22 protein-coding genes are annotated in these 22533 nt (G+C 75.5%); 13 read left to right on the forward strand and 9 right to left on the reverse strand.

Annotated elements, in window-relative coordinates:
• The 5 genes from GCU67_RS01510 to ppgK all read right to left on the reverse strand — a co-directional run.
• A partial coding sequence (locus tag GCU67_RS01510) for a peptidoglycan binding domain-containing protein (protein ID WP_476738948.1) occupies window positions 1-798 on the reverse strand: 798 nt, incomplete at its 3' end.
• 146 nt (window positions 799-944) lie between these two features.
• Complete coding sequence (locus GCU67_RS01515) at window positions 945-1172, reverse strand: DUF7455 domain-containing protein (RefSeq protein WP_211660585.1); 228 nt, start codon at window positions 1170-1172, stop codon at window positions 945-947.
• Between the two features lie 409 nt (window positions 1173-1581).
• On the reverse strand, window positions 1582-2889 hold the full coding sequence (locus tag GCU67_RS01520) for an SGNH/GDSL hydrolase family protein (protein ID WP_163609324.1): 1308 nt from the start codon (window positions 2887-2889) through the stop codon (window positions 1582-1584).
• A gap of 197 nt (window positions 2890-3086) precedes the next feature.
• Window positions 3087-4418 (reverse strand): RNA polymerase sigma factor, encoded by a 1332-nt coding sequence (locus GCU67_RS01525; RefSeq protein ID WP_163609325.1) that lies wholly within the window; start codon window positions 4416-4418, stop codon window positions 3087-3089.
• A 348-nt stretch (window positions 4419-4766) separates the two neighbouring features.
• Entirely contained in the window at window positions 4767-5510 is a 744-nt protein-coding gene (ppgK, locus tag GCU67_RS01530) for a polyphosphate--glucose phosphotransferase (protein ID WP_163609326.1), read from the reverse strand.
• Window positions 5511-5572: 62 nt separating this feature from the next.
• Here ppgK and GCU67_RS01535 point away from each other — a divergent pair, with 62 nt between their 5' ends.
• Complete coding sequence (locus GCU67_RS01535; RefSeq protein ID WP_163609397.1) at window positions 5573-6400, forward strand: inositol monophosphatase family protein; 828 nt, start codon at window positions 5573-5575, stop codon at window positions 6398-6400.
• Between the two features lie 18 nt (window positions 6401-6418).
• Here GCU67_RS01535 and GCU67_RS01540 read toward each other — a convergent pair whose 3' ends face one another.
• A complete protein-coding gene (locus GCU67_RS01540; RefSeq protein WP_163609327.1) occupies window positions 6419-6973 on the reverse strand; it encodes a LytR C-terminal domain-containing protein in 555 nt (184 codons plus the stop codon).
• A gap of 567 nt (window positions 6974-7540) precedes the next feature.
• Here GCU67_RS01540 and GCU67_RS01545 point away from each other — a divergent pair.
• The 7 genes from GCU67_RS01545 (at window position 7541) to GCU67_RS01575 (ending at window position 12330) form a co-directional block, all read left to right on the forward strand.
• A complete protein-coding gene (locus GCU67_RS01545; RefSeq protein WP_163609328.1) occupies window positions 7541-7840 on the forward strand; it encodes a DUF4193 domain-containing protein in 300 nt (99 codons plus the stop codon).
• Window positions 7841-8065: 225 nt separating this feature from the next.
• Window positions 8066-8947, forward strand: a complete 882-nt coding sequence (locus tag GCU67_RS01550; protein ID WP_338104697.1) for a hypothetical protein — start codon at window positions 8066-8068, stop codon at window positions 8945-8947.
• Window positions 8948-9015: 68 nt separating this feature from the next.
• The gene (gene dut, locus GCU67_RS01555) at window positions 9016-9561 is read left to right on the forward strand and encodes a dUTP diphosphatase (RefSeq protein WP_338104698.1); all 546 of its coding nucleotides are present in this window, start codon (window positions 9016-9018) and stop codon (window positions 9559-9561) included.
• A gap of 2 nt (window positions 9562-9563) precedes the next feature.
• The gene (locus GCU67_RS01560) at window positions 9564-10289 is read left to right on the forward strand and encodes a DUF3710 domain-containing protein (protein ID WP_163609330.1); all 726 of its coding nucleotides are present in this window, start codon (window positions 9564-9566) and stop codon (window positions 10287-10289) included.
• The gene (locus GCU67_RS01565) at window positions 10286-11092 is read left to right on the forward strand and encodes an alpha/beta fold hydrolase (RefSeq protein ID WP_163609331.1); all 807 of its coding nucleotides are present in this window, start codon (window positions 10286-10288) and stop codon (window positions 11090-11092) included. The genes GCU67_RS01560 and GCU67_RS01565 overlap by 4 nt, the downstream gene beginning before the upstream one ends.
• Window positions 11089-11490, forward strand: a complete 402-nt coding sequence (locus GCU67_RS01570) for a single stranded DNA-binding domain-containing protein (RefSeq protein ID WP_163609332.1) — start codon at window positions 11089-11091, stop codon at window positions 11488-11490. Before GCU67_RS01565 ends, GCU67_RS01570 begins: the two co-directional genes overlap by 4 nt.
• Before the next feature lie 48 nt (window positions 11491-11538).
• On the forward strand, window positions 11539-12330 hold the full coding sequence (locus GCU67_RS01575; RefSeq protein ID WP_338104699.1) for a DUF3159 domain-containing protein: 792 nt from the start codon (window positions 11539-11541) through the stop codon (window positions 12328-12330).
• A gap of 22 nt (window positions 12331-12352) precedes the next feature.
• Here GCU67_RS01575 and GCU67_RS01580 read toward each other — a convergent pair whose 3' ends face one another.
• Window positions 12353-13021: a potassium channel family protein gene (locus GCU67_RS01580; RefSeq protein ID WP_163609333.1), complete on the reverse strand. Its 669-nt coding sequence runs from the start codon at window positions 13019-13021 to the stop codon at window positions 12353-12355.
• Complete coding sequence (locus GCU67_RS01585; protein WP_163609334.1) at window positions 13021-13689, reverse strand: NAD-binding protein; 669 nt, start codon at window positions 13687-13689, stop codon at window positions 13021-13023. Before GCU67_RS01585 ends, GCU67_RS01580 begins: the two co-directional genes overlap by 1 nt.
• Before the next feature lie 190 nt (window positions 13690-13879).
• Here GCU67_RS01585 and GCU67_RS01590 point away from each other — a divergent pair, with 190 nt between their 5' ends.
• The 4 genes from GCU67_RS01590 (at window position 13880) to GCU67_RS22235 (ending at window position 21180) form a co-directional block, all read left to right on the forward strand.
• The gene (locus GCU67_RS01590) at window positions 13880-15910 is read left to right on the forward strand and encodes an amino acid permease (RefSeq protein ID WP_163609335.1); all 2031 of its coding nucleotides are present in this window, start codon (window positions 13880-13882) and stop codon (window positions 15908-15910) included.
• A gap of 73 nt (window positions 15911-15983) precedes the next feature.
• On the forward strand, window positions 15984-17231 hold the full coding sequence (locus tag GCU67_RS01595; protein WP_163609336.1) for a TRAM domain-containing protein: 1248 nt from the start codon (window positions 15984-15986) through the stop codon (window positions 17229-17231).
• A gap of 131 nt (window positions 17232-17362) precedes the next feature.
• Window positions 17363-18664: an alpha/beta hydrolase gene (locus GCU67_RS22645; protein ID WP_211660587.1), complete on the forward strand. Its 1302-nt coding sequence runs from the start codon at window positions 17363-17365 to the stop codon at window positions 18662-18664.
• Window positions 18661-21180, forward strand: a complete 2520-nt coding sequence (locus tag GCU67_RS22235; protein ID WP_163609338.1) for a phosphatidylglycerol lysyltransferase domain-containing protein — start codon at window positions 18661-18663, stop codon at window positions 21178-21180. The genes GCU67_RS22645 and GCU67_RS22235 overlap by 4 nt, the downstream gene beginning before the upstream one ends.
• 4 nt (window positions 21181-21184) lie before the next feature.
• Here the strand turns inward: GCU67_RS22235 and GCU67_RS01610 are convergent, their stop codons facing one another.
• A complete protein-coding gene (locus tag GCU67_RS01610) occupies window positions 21185-21421 on the reverse strand; it encodes a hypothetical protein (protein ID WP_163609339.1) in 237 nt (78 codons plus the stop codon).
• 194 nt (window positions 21422-21615) lie between these two features.
• Here GCU67_RS01610 and GCU67_RS01615 point away from each other — a divergent pair, with 194 nt between their 5' ends.
• Entirely contained in the window at window positions 21616-22368 is a 753-nt protein-coding gene (locus GCU67_RS01615) for a hypothetical protein (protein WP_163609340.1), read from the forward strand.
• Window positions 22369-22533 lie beyond the last annotated feature (165 nt).

Here is a 22533-nt window from a genome sequence, read left to right on the forward strand (position 1 = left end):
CGAGGCGTCGACCGGGGGCCGGTCGACGGTGGTGGCCAGCTGGTCCAGCTGGGCGGTGAGCGCCGGCTGGTCGGAGGTGAGCACCGGGTCGGCCGCGCGGTCGCCGAACAGCGACGTCAGCCGGGTGAGGGGGTTCAGCGGCTGGTCGTCGACCGCGTCGACGGTGGCCGGGACGTCGAGGGCCAGGCCGGCGCTGGCCGGGTGCAGCATCCCCTGGACGTCGCCGGCCTGCACGGTGCGGTCGGCCGCGACCCGCGGGGCGAGGTCGCTCTCCAGGCGGGCGGCGGCGGAGGCGGGGGACAGGCCGCCCAGCTCCACCCCGGCCACGACCGTGCCGCGGGGCACGTCGTCGCCGGAGGCGAGCAGGTCGACGCCGTAGACCGCGGCCAGCGCGAGGACCGCTCCGGCCGGCACGAGCACGGCCCGGCGTCGCCACCAGTGCCCGTCCTCGCCGGCCGGGGCGGACGGCGGTCCGCCGGGGCCGTCGCCGGGAACCGACGGCGGCCCGCCGGGGACCGGGGTCAGGTGCTGGGTCGCGTCGTGCGGCGCGGCGTCGCGGGCCGGGGAGAGGTGCTGGGCCTCCGCGGTGACCGGGGCGATGTGCTGAGTGGCGTCGTGCGGCGGGTCGGCGTCGGCCGGCTCGGCCGTGGGCCCGTCGGCCGGCACCCGGGCGCCGATCACCTGGGTCTCGTCCGGGGCGGCCGGTGTCCCGGTGGGGACCGGGGGCGGTCCGGGGCGGTTGCCGCCGATCGTGCCGTCCGGCTGGAGACGCACGGTGTCGGAGGGGTCCTGCGGCATCGGTCGCTCTCCGGATCGCTGGTCCGGGGCACCGGGTCCCGGGAACGACGAAGCCGCCGACCTCCCGTCCCCGGAGTGCGGGGTCGGGACGTCAGCGGCTTCGTCGGGTGTGGGCTTCATCGCTGGCGCGACGATAGTTCCCGCACTCAGGAGGAGACGCGCGCCTCGCCGTCGGTCTCGATGATGTCGGCTGCGAGGTCGCGGAGCTTGTCCTCGTACTCGCGTGCGTGGTGTCCACAGAAGACGAGGTCACTGCCGCTGGGGAGGACCACTCGCACCTTCGCCATGGCGCCGCAACGGTCGCAGTGGAAGGGGAGAACGAGATCTTCGGTGGGCGGGGTCGTCGTCAGCGTCTGGGTCGTCATCTGGCTCATCACTCGCTCTCTACCGCACGGACCCGCGGCTGCGGATCGGCCTCCTGCACAGCGCCAGGATGGTCCCTCCTGTTCCCGATCCGACGCCCGAACACCGTGACTCGCCGAAAGAGATGCGGTCGTGATCGTTCGGACACCTGGGTGGAACGGCTACAGCAGGGGACGTCGCTGGTTCGGAACTGGGTCCGGGTCGTGCACGTACTGGGTAGTGCTGGTCGCCGACGTTCAGGCCGGCTGTGTGTCCGCTGCTGTTCTGACGGGGTCCACGCTACGCCGTCTACCCGTCGGGCGCCGCCGCACACCGTCCCGTCACCCGATGGGAGGGCCTCGTGCCCCGGGACCTGGACAGGGAGACGGCCGGCGTCTCCCTCGCGGGGGAGACGCCGGCCCTTCCGGGCGTGCCGTGGGGTCAGCGGGGGTGGGTGGCCCCGCGCAGCAGCATGCCCAGGTCGACGGTCTCGGCCATCCTTCGGTAGCCGGCGTCACTGGGGTGCAGGTGGTCGCCGCTGTCGTAGACCGGGAGCAGCCGGCTGGTGTCGGCCGGGTCGCGCAGTGCTGCGTCGAAGTCGATGACGCCGTCGAAGGCGCCGCTGCTCCGGATCCAGTCGTTGACCAGGCGGCGCTGGGCGTCGGCGGCCGGGGTCCCGTAGCCGCCGCCGTAGACGGCGTTCGAGCCGCCGAAGGGCACCAGCGTGCCGCCGTAGATCGGCAGTCCGGCGGCGTGCACCTGGGTGATCAGCTGCTGGTACACCGCGATGACGTCCTCGGCCCGCGCGTTCTCGGCACCGATGTCGTTGATGCCCTCGGTCAGGATCACGGCCCGCACGCCGGCCTGGGTGAGCACGTCGCGGGGGAGACGGGCCGGCGCGGAGACGCCGAAGAGCTCCGGCACCCGGTCGTAGAGCAGTTCGTTGCCGCCGATGCCGGCGTTGGACACGGCGAGCGTGCGACCGGGCACCGCGGCGAACCGGCGGGCGAGCCAGTCGGGGTAGCGCTGGTCGGCGTCGACCGTGGACTGGTCGCCGTCGGTGATGGAGTCACCGAGGGCCACGACGGTGCCCACCACGGAGCGGCCGGGCAGGACGTCGACGCCGGAGGCGAACAGCCAGCAGGAGATCGGCCGGTCGAACTGCGTGGCGGTGGGGTCGCCGGTGCGGTCGGAGCTGCCCAGGTAGTTGGTCTCCCGCGAGTTGTTGTGCTGGGTGGCCGGGCCGGTCGCCTCCGGGAGGAAGACGCTGACGCTCAGTCGCTGCAGGGCCGTCACGTCGAGCCGGACCGGGTCGCTGAGCGCCTCACCGCCCTGGGCGACGAGCACGTCCGGCCTGCCGGAGAACAGCACCGGCCGCAGCGTGCCCGGGGCCACCGCGGCGCCGGCGCCGGCGACCGCGACGGAGGCCGCGCCCACCCGGAGCGGGGCCTCGCCGAAGGCGTTGGAGACCCGGATCCGCACGGTGGAGCCGGAGGTGCTGACCGGGACGATGTTGCGGACCGTCTGGTCCTCCAGCCCCGTGTCGGCCGGGCAGCTCGCGGGGTCGAACGTCCCGCCGGCCGTGGGGCTGCCCTGCCAGCCGTTGACCCAGCCGGGAGCGGCCGGTGAGCTGGTGGGCGGGGCGCCGGTCGCCTCCGCGGCGGTGACCGCCGTCAGGGGGAGCGCCACGAGCAGGGCGCTGCCCAGGGCCGCGGCCCTGAGTCGGCGGAAACGGGACGGGACGGCCATGTCGCCTCTATGCGGACGAATGTGCTCCAGTGCACATCGCGTGCTCGGCATGCTGCCAGTGCCCGCACCGGACCGCCCGTCGGAAGTTCCCGGAACACGACGACGGCCGGCGCCCCGCAGGGCACCGGCCGTCGTACGGCCCCCTCGCAGGGTCCCGGGCCGCGCGGAGCGTGGCCTGGGGGCGAGGGGGTCCTTCGTCAGTCCAGGTAGTCGCGCAGGACCTGGCTGCGGCTGGGGTGCCGGAGCTTCGACATGGTCTTGGACTCGATCTGCCGGATCCGCTCGCGGGTGACCCCGTAGACCTGGCCGATCTCGTCGAGGGTGCGCGGCTGGCCGTCGGTGAGGCCGAAGCGCAGTCGGACGACGCCGGCCTCCCGCTCCGAGAGCGTCTGCAGGACGCTGGTCAGCTGGTCCTGCATCAGCGTGAAGCTGACCGCGTCGACGGCCACGACGGCCTCGGAGTCCTCGATGAAGTCACCGAGCTGGCTGTCGCCCTCGTCGCCGATGGTCTGGTCGAGGCTGATCGGCTCCCGGGCGTACTGCTGGATCTCCAGCACCTTGTCCGGGGTGATGTCCATCTCCTTGGCCAGCTCCTCCGGCGTGGGCTCGCGGCCCAGGTCCTGGAGCAGCTCGCGCTGGATGCGGCCGAGCTTGTTGATGACCTCGACCATGTGCACCGGGATGCGGATGGTGCGCGCCTGGTCGGCCATGGCGCGGGTGATGGCCTGGCGGATCCACCAGGTGGCGTAGGTGGAGAACTTGTAGCCCTTGGTGTAGTCGAACTTCTCGACCGCGCGGATGAGCCCGAGGTTGCCCTCCTGGATGAGGTCCAGGAAGGCCATGCCGCGGCCGGTGTAGCGCTTGGCCAGGGAGACCACGAGGCGGAGGTTGGCCTCGAGCAGGTGGTTCTTGGCGCGCTCGCCGTCACGGACGATCCAGTTGAGGTCACGGCGCATCTGCGGGGAGAGCTTCTGGCCCTCCTCCTCGACCTGCCGGATGCGCTCGGAGCCGTAGAGCCCGGCCTCGATCCGCTTGGCGAGGTCCACCTCCTCCTCGGCGGTGAGGAGAGCGACCTTGCCGATCTGCTTGAGGTAGGCGCGGACCGAGTCGGCGGAGGCGGTGAGCTCGGCGTCCTTGCGGGCCTGCCGCAGCGCCTCGGACTCCTCCTCGTCGTCCCACTCGAACTCCGGGCCCTCGCCCTCGGCCTTGTCGTCGGCGACCTCGGCGACGGCCACGCCGTCCTTGCCGGTCACGACGGCCTCGTCGAGCGTCAGCCCTTCGGCACCGTCGACCACGGCGACGGCGGCGCCGTCGGAGGCGACCGCGGTGAGGACGGCGCCGGTGCCGGTGCCGGGGGAGGGGGCGATCGTCGGCTTGCGGGCGGCGCTCTTACGGGCGGGGGTGCCGGCAGCGGACTTCGCGGCGGCCTTCTTGGCCGGGGCCTTCTTGGCCGGGGCGACCGGGGCGGTGGCCTGCGCCGCCGTGGTGGAACGGGCGGCGACCGTCCTGCTGCGGCTCGGGCTGCTCACCGTGTTCGACTCCGGTCCTGGCTGGTCGGCGGGCACTCAGGTTCCTTCCCGTACTACTGCGGTGCGTTCCTCGAGAGCCGTGTGGCCCGCGGGCAGCGGCCTCCGGCGCCGCCTGGTCCCAGCGGCCCGCCGGCGTTCCCGGTCGGTGACCCACCGGGAAGGCGTTTCACCGTGCTGGGAGCGGGGGATGACCTGTTGGCTGGGGGAGCGGCGCGCGGGGCTCCTCCATTGTAACGACGGCACAGCGGCGGTCCACAGGGTTCGCTCCGGGCGGGCGGCCCGGTGACCAGCACGCTCCTGTCCGCACGGTCCGACGGCGGGCCCCGGGGCGTGCCCGGGGCCCCATCGTCACTGTCCGATGTGCTGCTCGGCAGCCAGGGCCGCGCCGACGATGCCGGCGTCGTTGAGCAGCTGCGCCGGCACCACACGGGTGCGGGTGGACAGCAGCGGGACCCACTTCTCGGCCTTCTTGCTCACCCCGCCACCGACGATGATCAGGTCGGCCCACAGGCTCATCTCGAGGGTGTCGAGGTAGCGGTCGACCCGCTTGGCCCAGGCCGGGTAGCTCAGGCCCTCGCGCTCCCGCGCGGCGGCGGAAGCGGCCTTCTCGCCGTCGGCGCCGTCGACCTCGATGTGCCCGAACTCGGTGTTGGGGACCAGCTGGCCGTCGATGAACAGGGCGCTGCCGATGCCGGTGCCGAAGGTGAGCATCAGGACCAGCCCGCGCTCGCCGCGGCCGGCGCCGTAGGCCATCTCGGCGATGCCGGCGGCGTCGGCGTCGTTCAGCGTCTGCACCGTGCCGGGGATGACCGCCTCGAGCCCGGACGCCATGTCCGTGCCGATCCACGAGTGGTCCATGTTCGCGGCGGTGAACGCCACGCCGTGCTTCATCACCCCGGGATAGGTGACGCCGATCCGCCCCTCCCAGCCGAACTGACCGACGATGTCGGCCACCACGCCGTAGACCGGAGCAGGGAGCGCCGGCTGCGGCGTCGGGATCCGTACCCGCTCACCCACCAGCTCGCCCCTGTCCAGGTCGACGACGCAACCCTTGATACCGCTGCCACCGATGTCCACTCCGAAGCCCTGCACGCGGACAGGCTAGTGACCCAGCGCACCGACGTCGCGCAGGTCGGGCAGGATCCCTCCTCGTGATGACCTCCGGCACCGCTCGACCCGACCTGCACACCGAGCTGCTGGAGCTGGCCCGGTCCACCGCCGAGGAGGCCGCGCTGCTCGTCGGGGCGGGGCGCAGCACGGCCGCCGACCAGGTCGACACCAAGTCCTCACCCGTCGACGTGGTCACCGCCGTCGACCGCGCCAGCGAGACGCTGATCGTGCGCCGGCTGCTGGAGGCGCGCCCGGACGACGGCGTGCTGGGGGAGGAGGGCGCCTCGACCGAGGGCACCAGCGGCGTCCGCTGGGTCGTCGACCCGATCGACGGCACCGTCAACTTCCTCTACGGGCTGCCGGCGTTCGCCGTCTCCATCGCCGGGGAGGTCGACGGGCGCACCGAGGTCGGGGTGGTGCTCAACGTCGCGACCGGCGAGCTCTTCACCGCCGTCCGCGGCGGCGGCGCCTGGCTGACCGCGCCGGGGGCGGCGACCGTGCAGCTGCACGGCAGTGCGCCGGCGTCGCTGAGCCAGTCGCTGGTGGCCACCGGGTTCGGCTACGGCACCGAGCAGCGCCGGGTGCAGGGCGCGGTGGTCGCCCAGCTGCTGCCCGAGGTGCGTGACATCCGCCGCTGGGGGTGCGCCTCGCTGGACCTGTGCGCGGCCGCGGCCGGCCGGGTCGACGCCTACTACGAGCAGGGCCTCAAGCCCTGGGACCACGCGGCCGGTGCGCTGGTCGCCGCCGAGGCCGGGCTCGTGGTCACCGGCACCGCCGGGCGACCGTTCGCCGAGCCGATGGCCGTGGCGGCCGCGCCGTCGGTGGCCGGCCCGCTGGTGGAGCTGCTCGAGCGCCTGCACACCGACAGCTGACCCACCGGGCCGGAGGACCTACGGGACCGGGCAGGCCCCGGCGGCGGTCGTCGGCGGCACCAGCGCGGCGGCCACCGCGTCCTGGGTGGCCAGGCCGGCGAACTCCGGCCCGATGACCACGTCGACGGTCGCCTCGGCGCGGCCGTCCTGGCGCTCGCCGGCGCCCGGGAGCTGCAGGGCCACGAACCGGGCCAGCCCGTCGCGGCCGGGGCCGAAGCGCACCTCGCCGACGCCGGTCACCTCGTTGCCGCTGCGGTCGTTCTCCGTCAGCCCGACGGTGAAGCCGCGCGAGCGGAGCGTCTCGGCGACCTTCCCCGCCTCGCCGGCCACGTCGGAGGCGTTGAGCACGTTGATCGTGAAGGTCGCGGGGTCGACCTCGGTCGGGACGGCGGCGGCGCTGCTGCAGGCCGCCGCGCGCTCCTCGTCCCGGCGCTCCTCGTCGCTGAGCACGTCGAACCACACGGCGAGGGCGGCCAGCGCCAGCAGCAGCAGCAGGACCAGGGCCGGGATCGGGCGACGGGTGCGGCGGGGTGTGGCGCGGCGCACCCCGGGCTCGCTGGCGAGGTCGGTCACGGGGTCCTCACAGCGGCGAGCTCTGACACGGGAGTGACCCTAGTGGCGGGCGCGGTGGCTGCGGCGCACCGTGCGGGGGCCGGGCGCGTCCCGACCCCGCCGGCGGCCGGTCCCCACCCCGGCGCAGCGGCCGCCGGGCCCCCGACCAGCGGCGTCCCCGGCCCGGCGCCGCCGCCCGGCGGGCGGGTCGCGACGGTGGGTCCGCCGCCTCTCCGGGCCGGACCGGGGGAGGGGTAGCCTCTGGCGCTCCGCCCCCAGGACGACGTCCGCGGGACCCCGGTGTGCCCGGCCGCGGACGGCGGGCACAAACCGGGACCCCACGACGTTGGGCGGCTGGCCGGAGCGCAGCACGGGGCGCTGGGCCGACCACGTGGACGCGAGTCCGCACCCGGTCGGCCGGATGCCTCCGGTGCACCACCGTGCCACCCGGTCCGCGGCCCACCAGGGGTCGCAGGCCGACGACAGACCACCGACCGCTCCGGCGGCCGGCACCACCCACCGGCTGCTCGGAGCGCCGGGGGCAGACGAGCGGGCCGAGCGCCCGCGACGAGAGAGAGAGGGCACACCATGGCCCAGGACTACGACGCACCGCGGCGCAACGAGGCGGACGAGCTCGGCGAGGACTCCCTCGAGGAGCTCAAGGCCCGCCGGGCAGAGGCGCAGTCCTCCTCGGTCGACGTCGACGAGACCGACTTCAACGAGGCCCTCGAGCTCCCCGGGGCCGACCTGTCCGGTGAGGAGCTCACGGTCCGCGTGCTGCCCAAGCAGGAGGACGAGTTCACCTGCTCGCGCTGCTTCCTGGTGCAACACCGCAGCCGCCTGGCCGCCACCAAGGGCGACGCGCTGTACTGCCGCGACTGCGCCTGATGAAGGGCCCCCTCGCCCCCCACCACTCGTTCCTCGTGGCGGGACCCTACGAGGGGGCCTGACCCTCGCCCCACCACGCGGGACCACGCGGTCGGGCCTGGCACGGTGGGGGACGTTCGTCGCCGACCGGGTGCGGGCAGTACCGGAGCTCTGGACGGAGAGGCACCGATGACACAGCACGGTCAGGGCACAGGGTCACCGCGCGACGTCCCACCGCCGCGTCCCGTGGGCGAGCCGGTCGAGGGCGAGGTCCTCGACGGCGGCAGCGGACCCGGCGACGGGCTCGGCGCTGCCGGGCGCGCGCTGGCCGACGCGGTCGCGGGCCTGCTGGGCCGCGACGACAAGGCCGGCCCCGCCGGTGCCAGGCGCTCCGCCGGCGCCCGCGCGGCGGGCAGCGTGCTCACCGAGGTCATCTCCGCCCTCGCCGGAGCCGCCCGGTCCGCCGACACCGGCGGCTCCCGGCCCGGTCCGGGCCGGCCCGGACCGGACGCGAAGGGCGCCAAGGGCGGTGGCATCGGACCCGGCGGGCTGCTGTCGGACCTGCTGGACGCCGCCGCGCCCCGGTTGCCGATCCGCGACGCGGCCCGGCTGCGGGCGGCGCACCCCGGGGCCACCGACGGCGAGATCGCCGACGTCCTCGTCGCCCGCGCGGCCCGGCTCACCGCCGGCGTGGGGGCGGCGACCGGTGGCCTGGCCGCCGCGCAGTGGTTCGCCCCGCCCACGCTGGTCGCCGTCCCGCTGGAGCTCGGCGCCCAGACGGTGCTGGTGGCTGCGGTCGAGGTCGTGCTCGTCGGCGAGCTGCACGAGCTGGCCGGCCGTCCGGCGCCCGGCGACGCCCGGGCCCGCGCCGGTGCCTACCTGGCCAGCTGGACGACGCAGCGAGCCGTGGGCACGGGCGGCTCCGGCGGGCTGCTGTCGATGCTGGGCACGGCCGGCGCCTCGGCGGTCCGTCGCCGGCTCACCCGGCGGATGGCCCGCAGCACCACCTCGATGGCCCCGCTGCTCCTCGGCGCCAGCCTGGCCGCCCGCAGCAACCGCAAGGCCACCGTGACCCTGGCCGACCGGCTGCGGGCCGACCTGCACCTGCCGCCCGCCGCGACGCCCTGAGCACGACCGCGGTGCACGGCGTGCGGCCCGCCGCGGGCGGCGGTGGCGGCGGGGCTAGCCTCGCCGCCGTGCCCGCACCCCATGCCGAGGACCCGGCCGCCGCCGACCGGCCCGTGGCCGTGGTCGACGTCCCGGTGCTGCTCACCGGCCCGGACGCCGTCGCCCCCGGCTACGCCCTGCCCGGGGACGCCGGTGCCGACCTCTGCCTGGCCGAGGACGTCGAGCTGGCCCCGCACCAGCGGGCGCTGGTCGGCACCGGCGTGGCCGTGGCCATCCCGGAGGGGTACGCCGGGTTCGTGCACCCCCGCTCGGGCCTGGCCCACCGGCTGGGCCTCAGCCTGGTCAACGCACCCGGCACCATCGACGCGGGCTACCGCGGCGAGATCAAGGTCAACCTGGTGAACCTGGACCCGACGACGCCGATCCGGTTGTCCCGCGGCGACCGGGTCGCCCAGCTGGTCGTCCAGCCGGTCGTGCGGGCGCGCTTCGTGCCGGTGGCCGAGCTGCCCGCCAGCGAGCGCGGCAGCGGCGGCCACGGGTCGACCGGCGGGTCCGGCGCGCTGGACCGGCCCTCGCCCGACGCAACCCCCTCATCCCTGGAAGGACGGGCCTGACGATGCCCATCGGACGCCGGCGCAACCGGATCGACCGCAGCCTCCGCGAGCGGGGGGTGCCCCCCGAGCCGCAGGTGCGCGAGCGCGAGGAGGTCGGCACCAGCGGCCCCTGGGACTCCGCCGACGCCCCGGACGACGGCCAGCTGCGCATCGACCTCGGTGCGCTGCGGCTGCCGGCCCTGTCGGGCATGGAGCTGCGGGTCGACGTCAACGCCCAGCAGCAGGTCGTGGGCGCCAGCCTCCGCTACGGCGACTCCCTGCTGCAGCTGTCGGTCTTCGCCGCGCCCCGGGCGGGCGGGCTCTGGGACGAGGTCCGGGTCGAGCTGGCCCGCGGCGCCGCCGCCCAGGGCGCCCAGCTGACCGAGGTCGACGGCCCCTTCGGCCGCGAGCTGGCCGGCACCGTGGTCCTGCCGACGGCCCCCCAGCCCGGGGAGACCGCGCCGACGATGGTCCGGCGGCCGGCCCGCTTCCTCGGCGTCGACGGTCCGCGCTGGTTCCTCCGCGGGATGATCAGCGGCCCGGCCGCGACCGGCCCGGAGGCGGGGCTGCCGCTGGAGCAGGCGTTCCGCGGCGTGGTCGTCGTCCGCGGCACCGGGCCGATGCCGGTGCGCGACCCGCTGCCGCTGACCCTGCCGCCGCAGGCCGCCGAGCAGGTGGCCCGCCAGCAGGCCGCCGGCCGCAGCTCGGGCCGGGCCACCTCCCCGATCCCGCCGGACGCCCCGGCGTGAGCCAGGAGACGCAGCCGCTCACCCACGCCTACGGGTCCGGGCCGGACCAGTTCCTCGAGGTCACCCTCCCCGATGGCGACGCCCCGGCACCGGTGGTCGTGGTCGTGCACGGCGGGTTCTGGCGCGCCCGGTACGGCATCGAGCTGGCCCGGCCGCTGGTCGCCGACCTGGCCGCGGCCGGGTGGGCGGCGGTCGCCGTGGAGTACCGCCGGGTCGGTGCCGGCGGGGGCTGGCCGACCACCCTGGCCGACGTCGCAGCGGCGCTGGACTCCCTGCCCGACTCGCCGGCCGCGGCCCGCCTCGACCTCACCGACGTCACCGTGGTCGGGCACTCCGCCGGTGGGCACCTGGCCGCCTGGGCGGCCGGCCGCGGGCAGCTGCCCGCCGGCGCGCCCGGCGGGAACCCCCGGGTGCCGGTCACCGCCGCGGTGTCCCAGGCCGGGGTGCTGGACCTGGACGCAGCCGTCGCCGCCGACCTGGGCGACGGCGCCACGGTCGCCCTCCTCGGCGGGACGCCGGCCGAGGTGCCCGACCGGTACGCCGCCGCCGACCCGGTGCGCCTGCTGCCCACCGGCGTCCCGGTGCTGTGCGTGCACGGCGAGGACGACACGACCGTGCCGCCGGAGCAGAGCCGGCGCTACGCCGCGGCCGCCACGGCCGCCGGCGACGCCGTCGAGGTGGCGCTGGTCCCCGGGGACCACATGGCCGCGATCGACCTGGACGGGCCGGCCTGGCGCCGGGTCGTGGAGTGGCTGACGGCACGTCGGACAGCCGCGGCAGACCGCACTACGCTGGAGCCGTGACCCAGACCAAGGCGGAGTCGGCAGCGCAGCCCGGTGCGCGCAGCTGGCTCTCCCGCACGCTGCAGAAGCTCACCGCGGACGACCGCACCGTCGAGGCGCAGGAGCTGCGTTCCGACGCGGCCATCGCCGGCTGCTCGGCGGTCAGCGCGTGCCGCAAGGGCCAGGTCGTCACCGTCACCGGGCGGATCAAGTCGGTCGTCTACACGCCGCGGGAGACCGTGCCCACGCTGGAGGCCGAGCTGTTCGACGGCTCGGGCTCGGTGACGCTGGTCTGGCTGGGCCGCCGCCGCATCCCGGGCATCGAGCCCGGCCGCCGGCTCACCGCCCGCGGTCGCTTCGCCGCCTTCGAGGGCCGGCAGGTCATCTACAACCCCTGGTACGAGCTGAGCGCCGGGTGACCCCCTCGGGGGTCCGGGCGTGACGGCACGACCCGACGGGGGGAGCCGGTGAGCAGCTCGGCACCGGGCCGCGAGCCGGCGGGGGAGAACGTCACCTTCGACCGGCACATGGTGCTCGACCAGCTGGGCGGCTGGCGCGGCATGGTCGACGCCTCGCTGCCGACCATCGCCTTCATCGTCGCCAACGGCCTCGGTGGGCTGAGGGTCGGCATCTGGGCCGCGGTCATCGCCGCGGTGCTGGTCTTCCTGCTGCGGCTGGTCCGGCGGGAGAGCATCCAGCAGGCGATCAGCGGCCTGTTCGCCGTCGCCGTGGCCGTCTTCATCGCCGCCCGCACCGGTGAGGCCCGCGACTTCTTCGTCATCGGGATCATCCGCAACCTGGCCATCGGCGTGGTCGTGCTCGGCTCGCTGCTGGTGCGCCGGCCGCTGGTGGGCGTCGTCGCCGAGTTCCTGGCCCCCAGCCACCTCGGGTCGCTGTCGGGCCACAAGCTGCCCTCGTTCCGCGACCGGCTGCGCCGCGGCACCGACCCGGTCGCCGCCGACGCCGCAGACACCCCGGTGCGCGGCGGGGCACGCCCGGCCGACCCCGAGCCGGACCGGCCCTGGCGCGAGGACCCGCGCATGCTGCGCGCCTACGGCTGGCTGACCGTGCTGTGGGGCGGGGTCTTCCTGCTGCGCGGCGGGGTGCAGTACGTGCTCTACCGGGCCGACGAGGTGGGCCTGCTCGGCACCTCCAGCGTGGTGCTGGGCCTGCCGGTGACCGCCGTCCAGCTGGTGGTCACCCTCTGGGTCGTCGCCCGCCTGCACCGTCACCGCGCAGCCGAGCAACCCCCGGCCTGACGGCCCGCGGCCACGCGGTCCGTCAGCAGCTGCCGTCGGGGCAGAGCATCCGCTGCAGCTCCTCCTCGACCTCGCCGTGGGTGACGAACAGCAGCTCGTCCCCGGCCTCCAGCGGCTCGTCGGGGTCGGGGTTGATCACCCGGTCCCCGCGCAGGATGGTGGTCAGCACGGTCTCCCGGGGGAGCGGCACCTCGCGCACCGGCCGGCCGATCCAGGGGGTGTCCTCGGCCAGGGTGATCTCCACCAGGTTCGCCGCGCCCTTCCGGAAGCTCATCAGCCGGACGACGTCGCCGACGGTGACCGCCTCCTCGACGAGGGCGGCCAGCACCCGCGGGGTGGAGACGGCGACGTCGACGCCCCAGGCCTCGGTGTACAGCCACTCGTTGCGGGGGTCCTTGACCCGGGCGACGACGCGGTTGACCGCGAACTCGGTCTTGGCCAGCAGCGAGACGACAAGGTTGGCCTTGTCGTCACCGGTGGCGGCGATGACCACGTCGCAGGTGGCGAGCTGGGCCTCCTCCAGGGAGGTCACCTCGCAGGCGTCGGCCTGGACCCACTCCGCGCCGGGGACCGACTTGGGCTTGACCCGGGAGCCGTTGCGCTCGATGAGCATCACGGCGTGCCCGTTGCCGATCAGCTCGGTGGCGATGGAGCGGCCGACGGCACCGGCTCCGACGATGGCGACGCGCATCAGTGCTGCCCTCCGCTGGCCGGCTGCTCGACCACGGCGTGCACGCGGTCGGTCAGCTCGTCGGTCACGGCGACCACGAGGTGGTCACCGGTCTGCAGCACCGTGCTCGCGGTGGGGAGCTGGGCCTCACCGAAGCGGACCAGCCACGCGGCGCGGGCGCCGGAGGCGGCCTCCAGCTCGGCCAGCGGCCGACCGACCCAGCTGTCGGTGACGGTGACCCGCATGAGCAGCACCTTGCCGGTGGGCTCGCGCCAGAGCTCGCTCACCTTCACCGAGAGCAGCTCGCGCATCAGCCGGTTGACCGTCCATGGCACGGTGGCGACGCTGGGGATGCCCATCCGCTCGTAGACCTCGGCCCGCTTGGAGTCGTAGATCCGGGCGACGACGTGCTCGACACCGAAGGTCTCCCGGGCCACCCGGGCGGCGATGATGTTGGAGTTGTCACCGCTGCTCACGGCGGCGAACGCCCCGGCGGTGTCGATGCCGGCGTCCAGCAGGGTCTGCCGGTCGAAGCCCAGCCCGGTGACCTGGCGGCCGCCGAACTCCGGGCCGAGGCGGCGGAAGGCCTCGGCGTCCTGGTCGATCACCGCGACGCTGTGACCGATCTGCTCGAGCCGGCGGGCGATCGCCGACCCGACGCGGCCGCAGCCCATGACGACGACGTGCACCCGATCCCACCCCGTCCGTTCTCCTGTGCCGGCCCGGTGGGACACCAGGTCGTACAGCGCGCGAACGTACACCCGGCTCCGGGCCCGGGAGGTGCGCCGGGCAGCGCCGCCCCACCCGGAGGGGTGCCGCTGTGAGTGAGGTCGCCCCGTACCGGCCCATCGGCGCCGTCCACGTCCGTACGATCATCGCGTGCCGTCCCTGTCCGACCTCGGCCAGCTCCCGAAACGTCTCGTCCTCGGCCGACCCGTCCGCACGGACAAGGCGGGTGAGTCGCTGCTGCCCAAGCACCTCGCCCTGCCGATCTTCGCCAGCGACCCGTTGTCCTCCGTCGCCTACGCGACGCAGGAGATCCTGATCTTCCTGACGCTGGCCGGGACGACGTTCCTCTTCCTCACCCCGTGGCTGGCCGCGGTCGTGGTCCTGCTGCTCACCGTGGTGGTGCTGTCCTACCGCCAGGTGGTGCACGCCTATCCCTCGGGCGGCGGCGACTACGAGGTCGCGATGAAGAACCACGGCCAGTTCGCCGGGCTCGTGGTCGCGAGCGCGCTGCTCACCGACTACGTGCTGACGGTCGCGGTGTCGGTCAGCTCGGGCACCGACAACATCATCTCGGCGTTCCCGTCCCTCGACGAGCACCGCGTGCTGATCTCCGTCGGCCTCGTCGCCCTGCTGGTGGCGTTGAACCTGCGCGGGGTGCGCGAGTCGGGCCGGACCTTCGCCGTCCCGACGTACGCCTTCATCGCCTGCATCATGGTCATGATCGTCACCGGGCTGGTGCGCGAGCTCGTCGTCGACAGCCCGGTGGTCGCCGAGAGCGCGCAGTACGCCATCGAGGCCGAGCCCGGCTACGAGAACGTCACCGGCCTGGCGCTGATCTTCTTCGTGCTCCGGGCCTTCGCCTCCGGGTGCACCGCGCTGACCGGGGTCGAGGCCATCGCGAACGGCGTCCCGGCGTTCCGGCCGCCGAAGAGCAGGAACGCGGCCACCACGCTGGCCCTGATGGGCGGCATCGCCGCGACCATGTTCATCGGGGTCACCGCGCTGGCCATCCTGTCCGACGTCAAGTACGTCGAGAACGCCTGCGACCTGGTGGGCTTCGCCGACTGCGAGAACTCCCCGCAGCGGACCGTCATCGCCCAGGTCGCCGCGGCGGTGTTCGGCGGCGCCGACTCGCTGGGCTTCTACTTCGTCCAGGCGGCCACGGCGCTGGTGCTCATCCTGGCCGCCAACACCGCGTTCAACGGCTTCCCGCTGCTGGGCTCGGTGCTCGCCCAGGACCGGTTCATGCCCCGTCAGCTGCACACCCGCGGCGACAAGCTGGTCTACAGCAACGGCATCCTGCTGCTCGCCGGGTTCGCCGTCCTGCTGCTGGTCGTCTTCGACGCCGACTCGACCCAGCTGATCCAGATGTACATCGTCGGGGTGTTCACCAGCTTCTCCATCGGCCAGTGGGGCATGGTGCGGCACTGGAACCGGGAGCTGCGCGGGGAGACCGACCCGGCGGCGCGCGGCCGGATGAAGCGGTCCCGGGTGATCAACGCGATCGGCGGGACGCTGACCACCGTCGTCCTGGTCATCGTGGTGGTCACGAAGTTCGCCGGCGGTGCCTGGATCGTCATCGCCGCGATGCCGGTGATCTTCCTGCTGATGCGCTCGATCAACCGGCACTACTCCCACGTGGCCGACCAGCTGGTGCCCGACAGCGAGACGCGGATGAAGCCCTCGAAGGTGCACGCCGTCGTCCTGGTGTCGAAGGTGCACAAGCCGACGCTGCGGGCGCTGGCCTTCGCCCGGGCCACCCGCCCCGACCAGCTGACCGCGCTCACCGTCAACGTGGACGACGCCGACACCCGCGCACTGCAGGCCGACTGGGAGCGCTACGACATCCCGGTGCCGCTGACCGTGCTCGACTCGCCCTACCGCGAGATCACCCGCCCGGTCGTCGACTTCGTGCGCGACATCCGGCGGTCCAGCCCGCGCGAGCTGGTCGTGGTCTTCGTGCCGCAGTACGTCGTGGGGCACTGGTGGGAGAACCTGCTGCACAACCAGAGCGCGCTGCGGCTGCGCAGCCGGCTGCAGTTCCAGCCCGGCGTCATGATCACCAGCGTGCCGTGGCAGCTGGAGAGCTCGCTGGACCGCGTCCCCCGGGACGGCACCCCCGCGCCCGGCGACCTCCGCCGCGGCCTGACCGACGACGTGGAGCAGACGCCCTATGGCTGAAGGACCTCGCCGCCCCCCGCCGCTCGCAGGCTCGCGGCGGGCCCCTGCGGCGAGGCCGAAGAGCCGGGCGCGGGTGTCCGCTGCTGCGGGTGGCGGCTGGGAGGGCCGGCGGTTCGAGGTGACCGTCGGGCCGGTGGCGCACGGTGGGCACTGCGTGGCGCGGCACGAGGGGCGCGTCGTGTTCGTGCGGCACACGCTGCCCGGCGAGCGGGTCGTGGTCGAGGTGACCGAGGACCGGCACGCCGGGTTCTGCCGCGCCGACGCCGTCGAGGTGCTCGAGGCGGCCCCGCAGCGGGTCGAGCGGCCCTGCCCGTACAGCGGTCCCGGGAAGTGCGGCGGCTGCGACTGGCAGCACGTCAGCCACGCCGGCCAGCTGGAGCTCAAGGCCGCCGTCGTCCGGGAGCAGCTGTCCCGGCTGGCCGGCCTGGAGGTCCCGGTGACGGTCGAGGCGCTGCCCGGCGGGCCGCTGCGCTGGCGCTCCCGGGCGCGGTTCGCCCTCGACCGCGCCGGGGACCCCGGACTGCGCCGGCACCGCTCGCACGACGTGGTCGCCCTCGACGACTGCCCGATCACCGTCGAGCCGGCCGCGCAGGCCGTGCTGGGACGGCGCTGGCTGGACGCCGGGGCGGTCGACGTCGCCGTCGACTCCGCCGGTGTGGTCACCACCGCCACCCTGGACCGCCGCGGCCGGCCCCAGGACGTCCTGGTGCTGCGCCCGGGCGCCGACGTCCCCGAGGAGCCCGCCGGGCGGGCGCAGCGCTCCGCCGGTGGCCGCGACTGGGAGGTCGAGGGCACCGGGTTCTGGCAGGTGCACCCGGCCGCTGCCGACGCGCTGGTCGAGGCCGTGTCCGGCTTCGCCGCGGTGCAGCCGGGGGAGACCGTGCTCGACCTGTACGCCGGTGCCGGCCTGTTCGGCGGCGCCCTCGCCCCGGGTGTGGGGCCCGGCGGCCGGGTCGTCTGCGTCGAGTCCGACGCGGCGGCCTGCGCGGCTGCCGACGCCAACCTCGCCGACCTGCCGCAGGCCGAGGTCTGGCAGGGCGACGTCGACGCCCCCGGGCTCACCGAGCTGCTGGTCGATCTCGGCCGCCCCGACGTCGTCGTCCTCGACCCGCCGCGGGCCGGGGCCGGCAAGGACGTCAGCCGGGTGATCGCCGGTGCCGCACCCCGCGCGGTGGTCTACGTGGCCTGCGACCCGGCGTCCCTGGCCCGCGACGTCGCTGCGTTCGCCGCCGCCGGCTACCGGCTGGCCGACCTGCGCGCCTACGACTGCTTCCCGATGACCGCGCACGTGGAGTGCGTCGCGCTGCTCGTCCCCGCCTGACCCCTCCGGCTGTGCGCCGGCCGGGGTGACGCTGTCCCGGCCGTGTGCAGCCACCTCCCCGGCGGCTCCCAGGACGACCACAGTTCCCCCGCGCAACCTCTCCCTCGGTCCGGTCGGGAGAGGGAGTCGTGGTGTCGCGAGCGTGGAGCTGGGTCACCGGCCTGAGCCTGGTCGACGGGCACCTGCACGTGGCCCTGATCGCCGGGCTGGTCGTCGGCCTGCTCGTGCTGCTGCTGGCGCACCGCGGGCGGCGCTGGGCGGCGCGCCGGGTGCCGCTCGCCCTGCTGGCCGCGGTCGTGCTGCTCGGTCTGGGGGAGCTGCTGCTGGCGGTGACCGACCCGTTCCCCGACGGCCTGCCGTGGCTGGTGCCGCTGTGGGTGGGCCTCGGGCTGGCCGGCGTCACGCTGGCCGTGGCCGGCTGGGCGGGGCAGCGGTGGTGGCGTCGGGGGGTCGCCGTCCTGGCGGCGCTGGCCGTGGTGCTCGGCGCGGCGGACGGGGTTGACGTCGTCTACCGGTCGTTCCCGACGGTGGCCTCCGCGCTGCAGCTGCCGCCCTACGACCAGGTGCCGATCGAGCGGGTCCTCACCCCCGGCCCGGACGCGCCGGTCGCCCCGGCCCACTGGACCCCACCGAGGGGCATGCCGGCCACCGGCGCGCTGTCGCAGGTGGAGATCCCGGCGACCGCATCCGGCTTCCCGGCCCGGCCGGCCTGGGTGTACCTGCCGCCGGCCTACCTCAGCCCCGACCGGCCGCTGCTGCCGGTGTGGGTGCTGCTGAGCGGTCAGCCGGGCAGCACCCGGGACTGGATCGACGGCGGTCAGCTGGCCCACCGGCTCGACGACTGGGCGCGCGCGCACGACGGTCTGGCGCCGGTCGTGGTGATGCCCGACGCCCTGGGCGGGGAGACCGACAACCCGCTGTGCCTGGACTCCGCGCTGGGGCACGCCGCCACCTACCTGTCGGTGGACGTGCCGGCCTGGATCGGCAGCACCCTGCAGGTCGACCCGGACCACGCGCACTGGGCGGTCGGTGGCTTCTCCTACGGCGGCACCTGCGCGCTCCAGCTGGCCGTGGCCCACCCCGACCTGTTCCCGACCTTCCTCGACGCCTCCGGTCAGCGTGCCCCGACCCTCGGTGACCCCGCCGGCACCGCGCAGGCCGCCTTCGGCGGTGACCGGGCGGCCCTGGACGCGGTCGACCCGCTGCACGAGCTGGCCGCCCGCCGGTACCCCCAGCTGTCGGCCTACCTCCTGGTGGGGCGCGACGACGACGAGTACCGCCCGCAGACGGCGGAGGTCACGGCCGCGCTGCAGGCCGCCGGGGTGTCGGTGACCTCCCTGGAGCTGCCGGGCGGCCACGCCTGGGACGTCTGGGGCGCCGGCTTCCAGGGCGCTCTGCCGTGGCTCACCGCGCACACCGGGCTGCCGTCGTGACCGCCCCCGGGTGGCTCCGCCGGACCGCGTCGGTGGCGGGCGCGGTGCCGGTCACCCTCCTGCTCCTGGCCGTGCTGGTGGCCGGGGCCCGGTGGGCCGCACCGGACGCGCTGGGCACCGGCGTCGGCCCGCTGGCCGCCGGCCGCTGGGAGACGTTGCTGACCGCCGGCCTGGCGGTGCGGACGCCGGCCGGCACGGTGGTCACGCTCGCGCTGGTGGTCGCGCTGCTGGGCCCGGTCGAGCACCGCTGGGGCAGCGGGCGGACCGGGGTGGCCCTGCTGGGCGGGCAGGTGCTCGCCGGGCTGGTGGGCAGCGGGGGAGGGGCACTGCTGGCCACCACCGGCGACCGGTGGGGGCACCAGCTGAGCGCCGCCGTCGTCGTCGGACCGCTGCCGGGCGTGCTCGCCGTGGTCGCCGCTGCCTCGGCCACCGCGACCCCGCTGCTGCGCCGCCGGTTGCGCGTCGTGCTGGGCGTGGTGCTGGTCATGGCCGTGCTCTACGCCGGGACGGCGGGGGACGTGCACCGGCTGGCCGGGTGGGGCGTCGGGCTGCTGGCCGGCGAGGTGGCCCACCGCGCCCGGGGCCGGGGGCACGACCGCGGACCGGTCAGCCGGCGCGAGTCCCGCGCGCTCGTGGCCCTGGTGGTGGCCGCGGCGGCCGTGGGCCCGCTGGTGGCGGCGCTCTCCCGCGACCCGGAGGGGCCGTGGGCGCTCGCGTCCCACCTGTTCGTCTCCGGCCGGCCGGGCGCGGGACTGCTGCAGCAGGTGTGCGCGGCCGGCGACCCGGGGGACTGCCGGCTGCTGACCGCCCGCGCCCGGCTGCACGGGCCCGGTCCCGCGCTGTTGTCGGTCCTGCCGGTGCTGGTCCAGCTGGTGCTCGCCGAGGGTCTGCGTCGGGGACGGCGGGCGGCGTGGACCGGCGCGGTCCTGTTCTCCGGCGTGCTCACCGTGGTGGGCAGCGTGGTCGTCGCCGCGGTGCTCCGCCGTCCGGCCGAGGCGCTCACCCTGCTGGACACCCCGCGGGCCGGGCTGCCGGTGGTCGCGCTGTGGGCGCCGCTGGTCGCCCCCGCGGCGGTCCTGGCGCTGCTGCTGCTCACCCGCAGCCGGTTCGCCGTGCCGGCCGCTCCAGGGACCGCCCGGCGCTGGGCCGTGCGCGCGGGGGGCGGCCTGGCGCTGGTGGTGGCCGCCCACGTCGTCGCCGGGGTGCTGCTGCGCGGTGACTGGGCGCAGCCCCCGACGGTGGCCCGCCTGCTGCTGGACCTGCCCGCCCGGCTGCTGCCGCCCGGCTACCTCGGGGAGGTGCTGCCCCGGCTGGCCCCGCTGCACGGCGCCGCCCGGGTGCTCGCCGACTGGACCGGGGTCGCCTGCTGGGCGGTCCTGGCCGGGACGGCGTGGGCCGTCGTCCGGCCGGCGGTGCCCAGCGGGGACGCCGTCCGGGCGCGGGAGCTGGTGGCCCGGCACGGGGACGGCGCGATGTCCTTCATGACCACCTGGGTCGGCAACCGCTGGTGGTTCACCGAGGACGGGCAGGCCGTCGTGGCGTTCCGGGTCGTGGGCGGGGTGGCGCTGACCACCGGCGACCCGGTCGGCGCGCCGGCGGCCCGGACCCGGGCGGTGCCGGAGTTCACCGCCTGGTGCCTGGCGGGCGGGTGGACGCCGTGTTGGTGGTCGGTCACCGACGCGGTCGCCGCGGCGCTGCCCGGCGCCCGCCGGGTGCAGGTCGCCAGCGAGACGTGGCTGCCGCTGGGCGGCCTGGCGTTCGTCGGCCGGCGCTGGCAGGACGTCCGGACGGCGATGAACCGGGCCGCGCGCGGGGGCGTGCAGGCGGTGTGGGTGCGCTGGGCGGACGCGCCGCTGGCCCTGCGCGAGCAGGTGGCGCGCTCCTCGGAGGAGTGGCTCGCCGGCAAGGGGCTGCCGGAGATGGGGTTCACCCTCGGCGGGCTCGACGAGCTGGCCGACCCCGCCGTCCGCTGCCTGCTGGCCGTGGACCCCGACGGCCGGGTGCACGGGGCGACCAGCTGGCTGCCCGCGTCCCGGGACGGGGTGCAGGTGGGCTGGACGCTGGACCTGATGCGTCGCAGCCCCGGCTGCCCGCCGGGCACCATGGAGTTCCTGGTCGGCACCGCGGTGCTGACGTTCCAGGCCGAGGGTGCCGAGTTCGTCAGCCTGTCGGGGGCGCCGCTGGCCCTGCCCGCCGGCGCCGGCGACACCGACGTGCTCGCCCGGCTGCTGCAGAACACCGGGCGGTGGATGGAACCGGTGTACGGGTTCCGGTCGCTGCTGGCCTTCAAGGCGAAGTTCCAGCCGCAGCACCGGCCGCTGTGGCTGGTGCACCTGGACACCGCCGACCTGCCGCGGATCGCCGGTGCCGTCTCGCGGGCCTACCTGCCGCACCTGTCCCCGGGCCAGGCGCTGCGGCTGGCCCGGACGCTGCTGGCCGCCCGGCGGACCCGCCCGGCCCCGACTCAGCCCGCGCCCGCCCCCGAGTCGGCCGGGACCGTGGCCGTCGCCCGGTAGCCGGTCAGGTCGGCCCGGCGAGCTCGATCATCCGGCCGACCGTGACCGCCCACGCCGCCTGCACCTCGGGTGACTCGGCGGCGACCAGGGTGTGCACGCCCGCCACGGTGCCCGGCCCCGCACCGACGACGGCCTCGAAGCCCAGCCGGAACACCAGCACCTCGACCTGGTCGATGGTCAAGCCGGCCTCGAGCAGCGGCTCGATGACCCGGCGCACCTGCGTGCGATCGAGCTGTTCCACGGTGGACGTTCGCTCGTGACGGGCCCGCCGGATGCACCGGGGACGGGTCTGTTCCCCGCACCGGCCCCTCCCGCCACACCGGCCCCAGGGGCCCCGCCACCGGGTCCAGCACTCTCATGTGCGGGGTGACGGGCGGTTACGGTCCCGCCACTGTCCGCTCCACGGGGGACGGACACCGAGAGAGGTCACCGACCATGGCACGACACAGGGCTGCCGCCATCGCGCTCGCCGCCGGGGCACTGGTGCTCGCAGCCGGACCGGCGAGTGCGGAGACCACCCAGCCGACGGCCACCGCCGCGACGGACACGATCACGGTCCCGGACGACTTCGTGCGGACGCTGTCCGACACCCGGGCCACCGGCCACTACGCCCTCCAGGGCACCGGGCTGCGGCTGTGGACCGGGGGCACGACCAGCACCGACAAGGTGGCCGAGTACGTGGCCGCAGGCATCCCGCTGGCCGACGCCGGTGAGCCGGCACTGCAGTTCACCAACACCACCAACGGCGGGGTGCCCGGCGCCCAGCTGGTGGTCGACTTCGACGCCGACGGGACGGCCGACGGGATCCTGGTCGGGGAGTCGCTCTACGGCAACGACTGGTGGCTCAACAACGGGGCGAAGCAGTTCGTCAAGGACGCAGCCCCCAGTCACACCAGCGGTTCCGGCAGCGACAACCACGGCACGCTGGACCAGTGGCGCGCCGCCTTCCCGTCGGCCCAGGTCACGGCGTTCGGCTTCTCGCTGGGCTCGGGCGTCAAGGGCGACGGCGTGCTCGACGCCATCGACTTCGCCGGCGTCCGGCACACCTTCGCCGCGCCCGTGGTGCTCACCAGCAAGGAGCAGTGCAAGAAGGGCGGCTGGGCCACCAGCACGCGCCCCGTGTTCGCCGACCAGGGGACGTGCGTGAGCTCGTTCACCGGGACGAAGCGCCCGGTGCCGGCCATCTGACCGTCCGGCTGAGCGCGAGCAGGGACGACCCGGCAGGCCAGCACACACACGCCTGCCGGGTCGTCCCGTGTCGTGGTCCGGGTCCGGCCCGATCGCCGGTGGGCCGCACGGCGGGCCACCGGCAGGTCACGCTTCGAACACACGTGCGAGCCGGTGTCCGGCGTC

It is taken from the genome of Modestobacter muralis (genome assembly GCF_010682105.1).
GTDB lineage: Bacteria > Actinomycetota > Actinomycetes > Mycobacteriales > Geodermatophilaceae > Modestobacter > Modestobacter muralis.